At 73.5% G+C, this 14,748-nt stretch carries 12 protein-coding genes; 6 read left to right on the forward strand and 6 right to left on the reverse strand.

Translation table 11 applies throughout. The annotated features are described in order from the left end of the window. Positions 1-146 precede the first annotated feature (146 nt). Positions 147-425 (forward strand): hypothetical protein, encoded by a 279-nt coding sequence (locus tag ACFWRO_RS13530; RefSeq protein WP_384508891.1) that lies wholly within the window; start codon positions 147-149, stop codon positions 423-425. A gap of 47 nt (positions 426-472) precedes the next feature. On the opposite strand, the gene ACFWRO_RS13535 is transcribed toward ACFWRO_RS13530, so the two are convergent. From ACFWRO_RS13535 to ACFWRO_RS13545, 3 genes are all read right to left on the reverse strand, one after another. Continuing rightward, positions 473-2,122, reverse strand: a complete 1,650-nt coding sequence (locus ACFWRO_RS13535) for an alpha/beta hydrolase (RefSeq protein WP_384508894.1) — start codon at positions 2,120-2,122, stop codon at positions 473-475. Between the two features lie 79 nt (positions 2,123-2,201). After that, positions 2,202-3,557: a sensor histidine kinase gene (locus ACFWRO_RS13540; RefSeq protein ID WP_384508896.1), complete on the reverse strand. Its 1,356-nt coding sequence runs from the start codon at positions 3,555-3,557 to the stop codon at positions 2,202-2,204. Further along, positions 3,554-4,219 (reverse strand): response regulator transcription factor, encoded by a 666-nt coding sequence (locus tag ACFWRO_RS13545; RefSeq protein ID WP_384509190.1) that lies wholly within the window; start codon positions 4,217-4,219, stop codon positions 3,554-3,556. Before ACFWRO_RS13545 ends, ACFWRO_RS13540 begins: the two co-directional genes overlap by 4 nt. A gap of 230 nt (positions 4,220-4,449) precedes the next feature. Here ACFWRO_RS13545 and ACFWRO_RS13550 point away from each other — a divergent pair, with 230 nt between their 5' ends. Further along, positions 4,450-6,276 carry a S8 family serine peptidase gene (locus tag ACFWRO_RS13550; protein WP_384509192.1) on the forward strand — a complete coding sequence of 609 codons (1,827 nt, stop codon included), beginning with the start codon at positions 4,450-4,452 and terminating at the stop codon, positions 6,274-6,276. 3 nt (positions 6,277-6,279) lie between these two features. Here ACFWRO_RS13550 and ACFWRO_RS13555 read toward each other — a convergent pair whose 3' ends face one another. Together ACFWRO_RS13555 and ACFWRO_RS13560 are read right to left on the reverse strand one after the other, a co-directional pair. Further along, a complete protein-coding gene (locus ACFWRO_RS13555) occupies positions 6,280-6,501 on the reverse strand; it encodes a hypothetical protein (protein WP_384508899.1) in 222 nt (73 codons plus the stop codon). 75 nt (positions 6,502-6,576) lie between these two features. Beyond that, complete coding sequence (locus ACFWRO_RS13560) at positions 6,577-7,122, reverse strand: EF-hand domain-containing protein (protein ID WP_384508901.1); 546 nt, start codon at positions 7,120-7,122, stop codon at positions 6,577-6,579. A 107-nt stretch (positions 7,123-7,229) separates the two neighbouring features. On the opposite strand from ACFWRO_RS13560, the gene ACFWRO_RS13565 reads away from it, so the two are divergent. The 3 genes from ACFWRO_RS13565 (at position 7,230) to ACFWRO_RS13575 (ending at position 11,394) form a co-directional block, all read left to right on the forward strand. After that, positions 7,230-8,291 (forward strand): M28 family peptidase, encoded by a 1,062-nt coding sequence (locus tag ACFWRO_RS13565; protein ID WP_384508904.1) that lies wholly within the window; start codon positions 7,230-7,232, stop codon positions 8,289-8,291. A gap of 67 nt (positions 8,292-8,358) precedes the next feature. Next, positions 8,359-8,655 (forward strand): antibiotic biosynthesis monooxygenase, encoded by a 297-nt coding sequence (locus ACFWRO_RS13570; RefSeq protein WP_362010628.1) that lies wholly within the window; start codon positions 8,359-8,361, stop codon positions 8,653-8,655. A 36-nt stretch (positions 8,656-8,691) separates the two neighbouring features. Beyond that, complete coding sequence (locus tag ACFWRO_RS13575; protein ID WP_384508908.1) at positions 8,692-11,394, forward strand: M12 family metallopeptidase; 2,703 nt, start codon at positions 8,692-8,694, stop codon at positions 11,392-11,394. Positions 11,395-11,417: 23 nt separating this feature from the next. On the opposite strand, the gene ACFWRO_RS13580 is transcribed toward ACFWRO_RS13575, so the two are convergent. Then, positions 11,418-11,879 carry an RrF2 family transcriptional regulator gene (locus tag ACFWRO_RS13580; protein WP_384508911.1) on the reverse strand — a complete coding sequence of 154 codons (462 nt, stop codon included), beginning with the start codon at positions 11,877-11,879 and terminating at the stop codon, positions 11,418-11,420. A gap of 152 nt (positions 11,880-12,031) precedes the next feature. On the opposite strand from ACFWRO_RS13580, the gene ACFWRO_RS13585 reads away from it, so the two are divergent. Continuing rightward, positions 12,032-14,743 carry an FAD/NAD(P)-binding protein gene (locus ACFWRO_RS13585; RefSeq protein WP_384508914.1) on the forward strand — a complete coding sequence of 904 codons (2,712 nt, stop codon included), beginning with the start codon at positions 12,032-12,034 and terminating at the stop codon, positions 14,741-14,743. Positions 14,744-14,748: the final 5 nt, after the last annotated feature.

Below are 14,748 nucleotides of genomic sequence, written 5' to 3' on the forward strand. Positions count from 1 at the left end.
GGTTGCCCTTCCAGTGCACCCGACCGACCGTGGGTTGCACGCCCGGAGGGCGGCTGTTCGGGTGACGCGGCACGTGAGGCCGCCCGGGTGCCTGATGGCTACCCTGGAGCGAGGGGCGCGACGGCGACCCGGTCGGAGGCGACCCCATGAGACGACGCCACCATTTCCACATCGACCACGCGGGGCACTCGGTCAGCGTCACGGTCCAGACCGGCCACAAGGCCGTGGTGGAGGTCCTGGTCGACGGCAAGTCGACCGGCTACGCCACGACGAGCGGCGACCGCCCGGTGACCGTGCACATCGAACTGCCGACCGACCCGCCGACCCCGGCCACGGTCCGGGCCACCGCCGGGCCCGGCATCCCCCGCTGTGTCCTCGAAGTGCCGGGCGCCGAATCGCAGGTCATGTCCCCGAGGCTCTTCTGACGGCTGTACTGGCAGCTCAACGACACTGGCAGCTCGACCGACACGATCTACCGACAGGTCGTACCGGGTCGGACCGGCTTCAGCCCGACGAGATACGCGTCGACGGCGTCGCCCACGCAGGAGCCACCGCGACCGTAGGCCGTGTGGCCCACCCCCTCGTACGTCAGGAGCATCCCGCCGGGGAACTGCGCCGCCAGGCTCTCCGACTCCTCGTACGGGGTCGCCGGGTCGCCGGTGGTGCCCACCACGAGGACCGGCGGCACGCCCTCCGCGCGGACGCGGTGCGGCGCCTGGGTCCCGGCCGGCAGGTCCTTGCACGTCAGGGAGTCGAGCACGCTGGTGGTGCCGTACCGGCCCGCGGCCTTCTCCGCCGGGGCGAGGGCGTCCCAGTACGGCTGCGCGGCCCGGGGGTGCGGGGTGTCGGCGCAGTTCACGGCGAGGAGGGCGGCGTCCTCGTTGTCGGCAGGCGCGGCGGGCACCACGGGCCCGCCTTCGGGAGCCGCATCGCCTTCGGAGTCCTCCGCCTCCCCTTCGGGATCCGCCTCCCCTTCCGCCAGCGCCGCCAGCTTCGTACCGTCGCCGCCGTCGGCTGCGGCCAGCGCCTCCGAAAGGCCCTTCCACTGCTCCTCGGGCGTGTACATCGCCATCGACAGCACGTCGATCAGCATCCGCTCGTCGACCCCGGATCCGGCCCCGGACGCGGACCCGTCGACCGGGAGCGGGGAGCGCGCGGTCCGCGTGAACAGCCCGTCGACCACCGCGCGTATCTCGTCCGGGGTCGCCCCCGGGCAGCTGTCGGCGCCGACGATCTCGACGCAGCGCGTGGCGTAGTCGTCGACGGCCCGGCGGAACCCGACGGCCTGGCCCTGCGCCCGCGCGCGCCAGTCGAGCGAGGGGTCGATCGCCCCGTCGAGGACCAACGCCCTTACGCGGAGCGGGAATTGTTCGGCGTACGAGGTGCCCAGGCTCGTCCCGTACGACCAGCCGAGGTAGCTGAGCCGGGGCTCGCCGAGGGCCGCCCGGAGCACGTCCAGGTCACGGGCCGCGTCCCGGGTCCCGACGTGCCGCAGGAGCGAGCCGCTCCGCTCGACGCACGAGGCCGCCGCCGCTCGGGCTCCGTCGAGGACGTCCGCCCGGTCGGCTTCGGTACGGGGGCTCAGCGGGCGCGCGTCGTCCGAGGCGCTCGGGGCGTCCGGGACCTCCGGACTCGGCTCGGCCGCCTCCTTGCCGCCCTCACAGGTCAGGGCCGGGGTGCTGGCTCCCACACCGCGCGGGTCGAAGGAGACGATGTCGAAGCGCTCGCGCACCGGGGCGCCGAAGGAGTCGGCGCCGCCGTCCTTGAGGTGGTCGACCCCGGAGCCGCCGGGGCCGCCGGGGTTGAACACGAGGGAGCCGATGCGCCGCTTCGGATCAGCGGTCGTCGCCTTCGCGACCGGCAGCACGAAGGTCCGCCCGTTGGCCGGGTCGTCGTAGTCCATGGGGACGGTGAGCCGCGCGCACCGGAACTCGCCACAGGCGGTCCACTTCAGCTTCTGCGCGTAGAAAGGCCTCAACTCCGGTCGCGTGGCCGGGTCGACGGCGGCGTTGGGGCTGCCGTTGCTCGGCGTCGCCGGCGCCGTGCAGGCGGAGAGGGCGGTGGCGCCGAGCACGGCGAGGGTCAGGACGAGGGCGGTACGGGGACGGGCTGCGCGCTTCACGGGAGTGCTCCTGGGAGACCTGGCGGTGCGGTACGCCTCAGCTTCGCGGGGCGATGCTGAGGTTTTCGTGAGGAGCCCCTCAGCCGCCGTCGACCGGCAGCCGCAGCACGAACCGGGCCCCGCCACCGCCACCGCTACCGCCGGCCGCCCCGCCCTCCGCGCCCGCCCCGCCCGCTCCGCTCGTGGCCGTCAGGCTCCCGCCGTGCGCGTGGGCGACCCAGGAGGCGATGGACAGGCCGAGGCCCGTCGACCCCGACCCGCTGCGGAAGCGCTCGAAGAGCGCGTCCGCCACCCCCGGCGGCAGTCCCGGACCGGCGTCCTCCACCGTCACGGTCGCCTCCCGACGCTCCCGTCCCGTCAGGGCGACGTCGATCCGTACGTCGGCGGCCTCGCCCGGCGCGTGCCCGTGGGTGAGGGCGTTGCCGAGCAGGTTCGCCACCGCCCGGCGTACGAGATCGGCGTCGGCCACGACGACCGCCTCCTCGGCACGTACGGTCACGCGATGCCCCTCCGTCGGGGCGTCCTCGACCACCGCCTCCACCAACTGGTCGAGCCGCAGCGGCTCCCGCGCGAGGGTCTGCACCCCGGTCATCAGACGGGCCCGGGTGAGCAGACCGTCCACCAGGCCGCCCATGCCGTCCGCGAGCCGCATCGTCCGGCGGAGCACCTCCCTCTCGTCCGTGTCGCCGCGCAGGGCGGTCTCGGCGAGCATCCGCAGCGAGGCGACCGGGGTCCGCAGGTCGTGGGCCGCGTCGGCGAGGAAGGCCTCCTGCTGCCCGAGGGCCGTCAGCGCCGGGCGGATCGCCCGACCGGACAGCGCGTGGCCGACCGCCGCGGACAGCACCACCAGGACCGCGCAGCCGGCCGTCAGCAGCCACGTCGTCCGCCGGTGGTCGGCGAGCGCCTCCGTGGTCTCGTACAGGGTGACGACCGCGCCGTCCCTGCCCTCCGCATCCTCGGCGTCCGGTGCGAAGAACGGCTCCGCGAAGAGCCGGACCCGCCGCCCGTCCACCGCCCGCCCGTCGACGGCGACGGCCTCCTCCCGGCGCACGGCGGTCTCGGCGAGGGCCCGCACGTCGGCCGGGCGCCCCACCAGACACGGCTGCGGTCCGGCGAAATCGACGACGGCGCCGGAGGAATTGTTCCGGGGCACGGAGAGCACGGTCAGCTGCGGGCAGCCGGTGTCCATCGTCTCGACGAGATCGGTGGTGTCGAGGCGGTCGTCCTCGTCGTACCTGAGCAGGCTGAGCGCCTGCGTGGTGTCGAGGTTCATCGCCTGGTCGAGCTGGTCGCGCCAGCGCGCGTCGTCGCTGCGCACGGCGAGGACGGCCATCGTGACGAGGCCGGCCGCGCTGGTGAGCGCGAACAGGGCGGTGATGCGCAGGCGCAGCCGCCGGACCCGCCCGGTGGGGGTGAGAGCCCGGCGCCCGCTCACTCGGGCCCCGGCGGGGCCAGCCGGTAGCCGAGGCCCCGTACGGTACGGATGAGGGGCGGGTCGCCGAGCTTGCGGCGGAGCTGGGAGACCAGTACCTCCAGGACGTTGGAACGCGGCTCCGCCATCTCGTCCCAGCAGCTCTCGATCAGCTCGGTCCGGGACACCGCCTGGTCGGCGCGGGCCGCCAGGACCTCCAGGACGGCGAACTCCCGCCCGGTCAGGGTCAGCAGGACCCCGGCGCGCCGGACCTGGCGGCGCGCGGTGTCGATCTCCAGGTCGGCGACGTGGTGGACCGGCGGCCGGACGACGGCCGCCCGGCGGCACAGACTGCCCACCCGGGCGACCAGTTCGGGCACGGCGAACGGCTTGACCAGGTAGTCGTCACCGCCGCTCGCGAAGCCCCCGACCCGGTCGGCGACGGTGTCCCGGGCGGTGAGGAAGAGCACGGGCACGGCGCCGCCCCCGCGGCGCAGCTCCGCGACGTACTCGGCCGCGTCCCCGGAGGGCAGCATCCGGTCGAAGACCGCGCAGTCGTAGGGCGTGACGAAGAGCGCTTCGTCCGCCTGCGGAAGGTCCGCCACCTCGTCGACGGCGAACCCGGCGGCGCGCAGCGCGGCGGCCACCCCGAAACGCAGATCCCCGTCGTCCTCGACCAGCAGCACCCGCACGGCGCCCACCCTAACGAACCGCCCAACGGCGTCGAAATCCACCTCACCTGATGTTCCGTCAGGTCAACACTGTGTAACGCCAACAGGCTTGTCGGACTGAAGGCTTCCTTCCGCTCACGCCCTCTGGGATCTTGCGTCCACCCCACACATCACAGGGCCCGGCCGGCGCCACCAGCGTCACCGGGCCATCGGAGGACGCATTGTTTTCCCACATATCCAGCAGGCTGAGACTCCCGGCCACGGCCGCCACCGCCCTCGGAGCGGTCGTCGCGCTCGCCGCGCCCGTCGGAGCCGCCCCGGCCGCTCCGGCCGGCATCCCGGAGCCCAGGTCCGCCTCGGCGGCGCCCCTGACCACCGCGGCGTCCGCCGCGTCGGCAGCAGCCGCGGCGACCCGCGCGGCCGCCGCTCCCGCCGCCACGGCGGCCTGGGCGGCCGGCACCCGGGCCTACCTGGTGATCACCGCTCCCGGTGACACCACGGCCGTCCGCACGGCGGTCGCGAGCAACGGCGGCTCGGTCTTCTCGTACTTCGACGCCATCGGCGTCGTCGTGGCGCACTCCACGTCGAGCACCTTCGCCTCGACCATGCGTACGGTCTCCGGCGTCCAGCAGGTCGGCGCCACGCGCACCTCCGACGTCCCGGCCGACGCCTACAACCCGACGCTGCCGAGCAACCCGGCGCAGTCGACGCCTCCGGCCACCGAGCCGGTCCGCTCGGACATGACGCAGATCAAGGCCGACCAGGCCTGGGCCGTCACCACCGGCTCGCCCACCGTCAAGGTCGGCATCCTGGACACCGGCGTGGACGACCAGCACCAGGACCTTGCGCCGAACTTCAACGCCGCCGACTCGGTCTCCTGCGCCTACGGCAAGGCGGACACCCGGGCCGGGGCCTGGCGCGACGTGGACCAGCACGGCACGCACGTGGCCGGCACGGTCGCGGCCGCCAAGAACGGGAAGGGCGCCATCGGCGTCGCGCCGGGCGTGAAGATCTCCTCGGTGCGCATCGCGGAGCCGGGCAGCACCCTGTTCTTCGCGGAGAACACCATCTGCGGCCTCGTCTGGTCCGGTGACCACGGCTTCAAGGTCACCAACAACAGCTACTACACGGACCCGTGGCAGTTCAACTGCCCGAACAACCTGGACCAGGCGGCCATCCTGGAGGGTGTGGGCCGCGCCCAGAAGTACGCGGAGGGCAAGGGCTCGCTGCAGGTCGCGGCGGCCGGCAACTCCAACGTCGACCTGGCGAACAAGACCACGGACACCTCCTCGCCCAACGACTCCACCCCGGTCAGCCGAACCATCACCAACGACTGCCTGGACATCCCGGCCGAGCTGCCGGGTGTCGTCACGGTCGCGGCGAACGGCACCAACGGCTCGTCCAAGGCGTCCTTCTCCAACTTCGGCCGGAACGTCATCGAGGTGTCGGCGCCCGGTGAGTCGGTCTACAGCACCGTCCCCGGCGGCAAGTACTCCTCGCTGAGCGGCACCTCCATGGCCGCCCCGCACGTCGCGGGCGTGGCCGCGCTCCTCGCGAGCGCGAACCCGGGCGACACCCCGGCCGACATCCGTACGAAGCTCGGCGTCCAGGCCACCGACCTGGCCTGCCCGTCGGACACCCGGTGCACCGGCACCACGGCCAACAACAGCTTCTTCGGCGAGGGCCGGGTCGACGCCCTGAAGGCCGTCGGCGGCACCACCCCGCCTCCCGGCAAGTACTTCGAGAACCTCACCGACGTCACCGTCGCCGACAACGCGACCGTCGAGAGCCCGATCACGGTCAGCGGGGTGACGGGCAACGCCCCGGCCACCCTGAAGGTCGGCGTGGACATCAAGCACACGTACATCGGTGACCTGAAGGTCGACCTGGTCGCTCCCGACGGCACCGTGTACACCGTGCACAACCGGACCGGCAGCGGCACGGACAACATCGTCCAGACCTTCACCGTCAACGCCTCCGCGGAGGTCGCGAACGGCGTCTGGAAGCTCCGTGTGAACGACAACGCCAGCCAGGACACCGGAAAGATCGACGCCTGGAACCTGACCTTCTAGGGTCTAGGCCTTACCCGGGCGCCCTCCGCCCTCCCGGCGGGGGCGCCCGGACGCCTTGCCGGAGTAGAGGTGGTCCACCTCCGGCCGCAGGTCGAGTATGTCGAGGAACTCCGCCAGCTCGGCCGCGTCGGCCGTCCGGCCGGCGACGGCCCGCCGCGCGGCACGGCGCCGGTCTCCGGGACCCTCGGGCCCCGGTGAACCGTCGCTCGCCTCTGTGACGTCCATGCGCCGATCCGACCACACCCGGGCGCGGCGCGCACGGCCAGCACGCGCGGGGGTGTGTCCGTACCCGCCGGTGCGTCAGTACACGCCGAGGAAGATGCCTCCCGGGGTGTTCAGGTCGTCGTTGTGGAGATGGAACGCGCGCAGCGACCGGGCGATCTCCCGCTGCGAGACGTAGGCGTCGCGGTCCAGGTCCAGATACGTGAAGACCTGCGCGCCCTCGTCGACGGAGATGCCCCAGACGGCCAGGTAGGCCGCGAACTCGTCGCCGCTGACCCGCTTGTCACCCTTGGTGTCCATGATGCGGAAGACGGCCGCCGCGAGGTTCTCCAGGATCTCGGGCCGGTCGCTGTCGTAGCCCACCGCGCGGTGCGCCGCGACGAACGCGTCCTGGTCGAGCCGCTCGAGACCCGGCACCGACTGGGTGAGCAGGCCGAGCCACTGCGCCCAGTACGCCCGCTCCAGGGCCTGGATCCGAGGCTCGTCCATCGGCAGCCCGTACGCGGAGGCGTACGCCTCCACGACGCGCCGGTGGTCGGACCAGGTGACGAATCCGTCCTCGTCGCTGTCCAGGACCGCGAAGAGGCGCCTGAGCCTACGAGTGACGGGATCGAGCGTCGCCATGCCGGGGGTCCTTCCGAAGGAGGGGATCGTATGGAGAGGGACGGCAGAACCCCCAGTGTGGTTGCCCGGACGCGCACTCGCGCGCCGCGTGCGCGACGATCGACGGCATGGAGGCAGGCCCCGACGTGCCCGGCCTCGTCCGGGAGCTGACCCGGCGGGCGGATCCCGCGCGCCTGCGGGACGACGTCGCGTTCCTCGCCGACCGTCCGCGTAGCCGGATCCACGCGCCCGAGGCCATGCTCCGCGCCGAGGCCCATGTGGCGGAGCGGCTCGCGGAGGCGGGCTGGCGCACCGAGCGGCAGCCGTTCGACGTCCGGTGGCGCCCGGGCTGCACCGACCGCCCCGGCGGCGGCAGCCTGTCACCGCTCCGGTTCCGCCTGCACCGGCGGCTCATCGGGGCCAACCTGCTGGCCGAGCTGCCGGACGCGGACGACGGCCCGGACGCGGACGACGGCGCCGCTGTGCTCGTCGGTGCGCACCTGGACACCGTCGTGGGCAGTCCCGGCGCCGACGACAACGCCTCCGGCGTCGCCGCCCTCCTGGAGGTCGCCCGGCTGCTCGGCGGGCTGCCCCGGCCGCCCCGGGTCCGGCTCGCCTGCTTCGACATGGAGGAGCTGGGCTTCGTCGGCGCCCGCGTCGCCGCCCGCGCGGCGCGCCACGGCCGGCGCGTCTCGGGCATGCTCTGCCTGGAGTCCGTCGGCTGCTTCGCCGACGAGCCCGGTACGCAGACGATGCCGGCGGGCTTCGGCGCCCTCTTCCGGGGCGCGGCCGGAGTCGTACAAGCCCGTGACCGGCGCGGCGACTTCACCCTCGTCGTCCACCGTCGCTCCTCGGACGCGGCGGCCGAGCTCTGGCGCAGGGCGGCCGGCGCCGCCGACCCGCGGCTGCCCGTCGTCACCCTCCGCGACCCCCGCCCGGACGGCCCCCTCGGGACCCTCGCCGGGCTCGCCGTACCCCCGCTGAACCACCTCGGCCGCAGCGACCACGCCGCGTACTGGAGCGCCGGCATCCCGGCCGTCCTGCTCACCGGCACCGCGAACTTCCGCAACCCCCGCTACCACCGGCCCACCGACACCCCCGACACGGTCGACCCCGCGCGCCTGACGGCCGTCGCCGTCGCCACGGCGGTCACCGCCGCCCTCTGGCGCCCGCCCGGTCACGGCCGGTAGCCGCCTCGGAGGCGGAACCGGCGCCCCGGACCTACCGTGGTCGAAGGAGCACGACAAGGAGGCCGCGATGGAGCAGCGCTTTGTCTGGGTGACCACGCGCCGCATCAAGCCGGGCACCCTGCACGAGTTCGAACGGGCCTGGCGCCCCGGCTTCGCCCCCGACGGCCTGCACCGGGCGTACGCGTACTGGACCGAGGACGGCCACGAGATCACCGGCGTCTCCCTCTGGGACTCCCAGGAGGCCTGCGACGCCTGGCGCTCCTCGGAAGCGGAACGTTCCCGCCGCGAGACGATGGCCCCGTACGTGGTGGAGGAGACGGAAGCCTTCTACCAGGGCGGCGAACTCGGCCTTCCCGGACGGTAGCCGCACGCGGAGTTCCCGAACGCGGAGGTACGGCCGATGGGTTACGCGCTGTTCAAGAAGGCCAAGCGCTGGCCGGGGGGCCGTGTCCCCTTCGAGGTCGACGGGCTGTCGTTCCCACCCGGCTCGGTGGAACAGATGGCGATCACCGCCGCGATCACCGCCTGGAACAACGCCACGATCCTCGACTTCGTGCCCCGCAACGGCGAGGCGGACTTCATCCGCATCGTGCCGGACGAGGCGAAGACCGCGTCGGCCGTGGGCCGCAGCGGCGGCGGGCAGAAAGTGGTGCTCGCCGCCTACCCGAACATCCCGGCCGGCGCGCCCATCTCGACGATCCACCAGGAGGGTGACCAGATCGACTGCCTGTACGCCGACGACAGCGGCGCCGTCAGGGTGATCTGGGTCAACGGGAAGGGGGAGTGGGACGGCCCGGTCGCCCTGACCCCGCCCAACACCCTGCTTGCCGGCGCGACGCTGGCCACGGGCCGGCAGACGGCCGATCAGATCGACCTGTTCTTCGTCGACCGGGCCGGCGCGGTCAACGTCATGTGGGTGGTCGGCAGCGGCACCTGGAACGGGCCCATCAGGTTGACGGACCCCGAGAAGAAGAGGGTCCCCACGAACGCGGTACTGGTCACGGCCCGGCAGAGCGACGAGCAGCTCGATCTGTTCTTCATCGACTCGGACGGCGCGGTGAACGTCATGTGGGTCGTCGGCACCGGACAGTGGAACGGCCCCCTGGAACTGGCGCCCGGCGGCTCGGCTTCACCTGGCGCGCCACTGGCCACTGCCCACCAGACGGAGGGGCAGCTCGACCTGTTCTACGTCGGCGCCGGCATCGACACGGGTGGGGTGATCACCGTTGTGTTCGTCGTGGGCAACGGCGCCTGGAGCCAACCCATCGGCCTCACCGGTCGCGGCGCGGCGTCCATCGTCGCCCCGCTCGCCACGGCCCGGCAGACGGATGACCAGATCGACCTCTTCTTCGTCGGTCATAACGGCGCGGTCAACGTCATGTGGGTGGTCGGCAACGGAGAGTGGCACGCGCCCGAAAGCATCACCGCCCCCGGCGTGGCGGTTTCGGGAGACGCGCTCGCGACCGCACGGCAGGCGGATGATCAGATCGACCTGTTCTTTGTCCACGTGTCCGGGGTCATCCAGGTCATGTGGGTCGACGGCACCGGCGAATGGCACCCACCCGTGGGCCTGACACCCCCTGGCACTGCCCGTGGCGGCGGTGCACTCGCCACCGCCCGGCCGACGGACAAGCAGCTCGACCTCTTCTACATCGGCACGGACGGCTCCCTCGCTGCGATGTGGGTGGTCGAAAAGGGAAAGTGGAACGGTCCGGTCGTCTTCAGACCCAGGAACCTGGCAGCGGTCGACGTCATGCACGAACTGGGCCATGCGATCGGCCTGAAGCACGAGCACTCGCGGCCCGACTCGGTCGACTTCGTGACCATCGTCGGCGGCACTCCACCGAACTACGGACCGGCAGTGGACTGCGCGCCCGTCGGTCCGTACGACTGCGGCTCGATCATGCACTACCCGCCGAGCGCGACCCCTCCGACATTGACGGTCATCAATCCATTGACCTGTGTGAATGTCGGACTGGCCCTCACGCTGAGCCCCGGCGACATCGCGACGGCCGACTACGCCTACGGCCGTGTGACCGCCGCAGGGGCGGCGCTGGCCACCGAGAGCCAGATCGACTTCCAGCCGTTCTTCGAGCCGGGCAGCCAGCTCAACGTGACCTTCGCCGACCGCTTCGGGGCGATCGCCGTGACGTTCGTCGAAGGCGTCGGAGCATGGGAAGGGCCCTTCGAGCTGACCGCCGCGGGAGTCGTCGAGCCGGGCACACGGATCGCCTCCGTCCGGCAGACGGCCGCCCAGATCGACACGTTCTTCGTCGACCGCGCCGGCGCCGTGAACGTCATGTGGGTCGTCGGCAAGGGCGCGTGGAACGGTCCCCTCGCCCTGACGGGCCCCAAGACGGCTCCCCCGAACGCGGCTCTGGCCACGGCCTGGCAGACCGGGGAACAGACCGACCTGTTCTTCGTGGGCGAGGACGGCGCCGTCCACGTCATGTGGGTGGTGGGCACCGGCGTCTGGAACAAACCCGTCGCGCTCACACCGCCCGACACCGTCCGCAAGGAAGCGGCGCTGGCCACCGCCCGGCAGGTCGCCGACGACGGCCAGGTCGACGTCTTCTTCGTTGACAAGTTCGGCGCGGTCAACGTCGCGTGGGTGGTCGGCACGGGCACCTGGAACAAGCCCGTCGCGCTCACACCCCCGAACACGGCCCCCACGAACGCGGCGCTTGCGACGGCCAGGCAGTCCGCCGACCAAGTCGACCTGTTCTTCGTGGGCGAGGACGGCGCCGTCCACGTCATGTGGGTGATGGGTACCGGCAAATGGAACGGCCCCATCGCCCTCACACCGCCCGAGACCGTCGAGAAGAACGCGAAACTGGCCACGGCCGGCCAGACCGGCGACCAGGTCAACGTCTTCTTCATCGACAAGGGCGGCGCGGTCAACGTCGCGTGGGTGGTCGGCAACGGCATCTGGAACAAGCCCGTCGCGCTCACACCCCCGAACACGGCCCCCGCGAACGCGGCCCTTGTGACGGCCCGGCAGACCGCCGAGCAGATCGACCTCTTCTTCGCGGACAGGCACGGTGCCGTCCACGTCATGTGGGTGGTCGGCACCGGCACCTGGAACGGCCCAGTGGGCCTCTGACACCGAATCCGTCGGCATACCGGTTACGGATACGTCCGTACGTCGTCGGTGTACTCGCGGGCCCTGTTCTGGACCAGCTCCGGCAGGGCGCCTGATGCCAGGTCCGCGAGGGTGGTGCCCTCCAGGACGTGGCGGAGGCTTGCTCGTACCGCGCGCCAGACGTCCGGCATGGGGGCCGCCGCGCCTCGGTACTCCAGGCCGGTCAGTTTCAGGTCGCGGACGCTCACCAGGGGGCCGTCCATCGCGCGGAGGACGTCGGCGAGGGTGATCTCCGCGGCCGGACGGGCGAGGGTGTAGCCGCCGTCCGGGCCGCGCACGCTGCGGACCAGGCGGGCCTGGCGCAGTTCGCTGAGGACGACGAAGAGGAAGCGGACCGGGATGTCCTGCCGCCCGGCGACGTCCTCCGCCTTCAGCGGCCGGTCGGGGGAGGAGGCCAGCTCCGCCATGGCCCTGACCGCGTAGTCCGTTCGTGCTGAGATCCTCACCGCCTCAATGTCTCACGGCTGGCCCGAAACCGATCAGGCCGATGGGTGAAGGGACGGTGCGCTCTTGTCCATTCACATTGTTCATCGACATAGTGCAGTACGCAGTACCTCGTCACGTCGTCGCCCAGTGTCCGTCCGGCCGGAGGTTCCTCGTGCCCACGCCCCCCACCGCGTCCCCCCGTCCGCGACCGACCGTGGCCGTCGTCGGCGCGGGCGCGGCCGGGGCGCTGGTCGCCGTCCAGCTGTGCGAGACGGCCGCCCGGCGGCGGACCCCGGTCGATCTCGTCCTGATCGACCCGGCGGCCGAGGCCGGGCGCGGTACGGCCTACGCCACCGAGGTCGCCGAGCACCGGCTCAACGTGCCGGTGGGCGGTATGAGTTGTTATCCCGACGACGCCGGGCACTTCCGGCGCTGGCTCTGCCGGCACGGTGAATCCACCGTCACCGCCGCGGACTTCGCCTCCCGGTATCGCTTCGGCTCCTACCTCGCCGACACCCTCGGCCGCGCCGTCATCACCGCCCACGGCACCGTCTCCGTACGGCGCGTGCGGGCCCGGGCGACCGGCTGCGCGGAGACGAGCGACGGGCGGTTCGTCGTGGGGCTCGACGACGGCGCCGAAGTGGCCGCCGACAGTGTCGTCCTCGCCACCGGGCCCGCCGCCGGGACCGCCCGCTGGGCGCCCGCCGAACTGAGCCGCTCCGCGCGGTTCATCACCGCCCCGTGGGCGCCCGGCGCGCTCGACGCCGTCGGCGCGGACGACGACGTGCTGCTCGTCGGCGCGGGGCTGACCGCCGTCGACCTCGCGCTGGTCCTCGACCGGCCCGGCCGTACCGTGCACGCCCTCTCCCGCAGCGGGCTCCTGCCCCGGCCGCACGCCGTCGCCCCGCTGCCGCCCGTACCCCCGCCGCCCGGCCTCACGGCCCTCCCGCTGCACCGGCTGCGCACCGCGCTCCGGCTCCACTTCGCGGCCTCGATGCGCGACCACGGCGACTGGCGACCCGCCCTCGACGGGCTGCGGCCCGTGATCGGCGCGCTCTGGCAGGGCCTCACCGACGAGGAGCGCGCCGAGTTCCTCGAGCGGGACGCGACCCGCTGGAACGTCCACCGCCACCGGATGGCCCCGGCCACCGCCGAGGCGATCGCCCGGGCGCGCGCCGCCCACCGGCTGCGCGTCCACGCGGGCCGGATCACAGCCGCCCAGCCGCTGGACGACGGCCGGATCCGCGTCGGGCTCGCCGACGGGCGGGAGATCGAAGTCGCCTGGGTCGTGGACTGCACCGGGCCCGGGCTACGGCTCGACGCCGCCGCCGACCCGCTCTGGGGCAGCCTGCTCGACGGCGGACTCGCCGTGCCCGGGCCCCTCGGCATCGGCGTCGCCACCGACGCGGGCCGCCTCCGCGACGCGGGAGGCGCCACCCACCGGCCGCTGTTCACCCTCGGCTCGTCCCGGCGCGGCGAGCTGTGGGAGACGACCGCGATCCCCGAGATCAGGGCCCAGGCCCGGGAGGTCGCCGAGGCCGTGCTCGCCCCGTTCACCCGCGCCCCGCAGCCCACCCGCCGCCGGCCCACCGACCAGTTCGGGCTGCCGCTCTCCACCCACGCCGCCGCGGCCGCCGCCTACCGCAGCGGCCTCGGCCGGGTGGTCACCGTGCGGGCCAAGGCGGCCGAGGCGTTCGCCCGGGCCACCGCGCTCGACCCCGGCTTCGCCCTCGGCCACGCCGCGCTCGCCCTCCTCGGCCACGAGTGCGGCGCCGAGGTCGACGTACACCGCGAACTCGCCGACGCCCAGCGAGGAGTCGCCGAGCGCGGTGACGAGCGGGAGCGCTCGTTCGTGGACGTCGTGACCCGCAGGATCGAGGCGTCGGGTGACGACGGGGGAGCGGACGGGGACCGGGCGCTCGTCGACCACCTCGACCGGCACCCGGTCGACGCCTTCGCCCTGAGCATCGCCGTGCCCACGATCGCCTTCTCCGGCGTCGGCGACCTCGACGGGACCCTCGCCCAGCGCCTGGTGGAGCACACCGCGCCCGCCTACGACGGCCACTGGTTCCCCACGTCGCTCCTCGCCTTCCTCCGCCAGGAGCAGGGGCGCGTCGACGAGGCCGGCTTCCTCGCCACCGCCGCCCTGGCCGCCGAACCCGCCTCCGGGCACGCCGCCCACGCCCTGGCCCACGTCCACTACGAGTCCGGCGCCCACCGCGCGGGCCGCGACTGGCTCGACGGCTGGATCGGCGGCCAGGGCAGGGGCGCCGTGCACCGGGCCCACTTCTCCTGGCACGTGGCCCTGCACGAACTCGCCCTGGACGACTCCGAGGCCGTACGCCGCCGTTGGTTCGCCCAGCTCGGGCCGCGCCAGGTCAACGGCGTACGCGCCCTCGTCGACTCCGGCTCGCTGCTGTGGCGGGCCCGGATGACCCGGAACTGGACCGGCAGCGTCCCCGTGGACGGCGTGCTCGACGCCGTCGCCCGCGACCTTCTCGAACGGCCCGCCACCGCGTTCACCGCCCTGCACAGCGCGGTCGCCCTCACCGCGGCCGGCGACCTGGCCGCGCTCCGGCGCCTGCGCGCCCACGCCGCCGGGGCCGACGCCGTCCAGCGCGAGGTCATCGCCCCGCTCTGCCACGCGCTCGAAGCCGTCCTGGAGGAACGGTGGACGGCGGCGGTCGACGGACTGCGCGGCCTGCTCCCCACCCTGCGACGGGTGGGCGGCAGCGCCGCGCAGCGCGAGGTCGTCGAGGAGACCCTGCTCCACGCCCTCCTCGAAGCGGGCCAGTGCGACGTGGCCCGCCACCTCCTGGAGGAACGCCTCGACCGCCGCTCCTCCCCGCTCGACCGCCGCCGCCTGGCCGACCTCCCGCAGTGAGCGGC

This window comes from Streptomyces sp. NPDC058579 (genome assembly GCF_042718575.1).
Classification (GTDB): Bacteria; Actinomycetota; Actinomycetes; order Streptomycetales; family Streptomycetaceae; genus Streptomyces.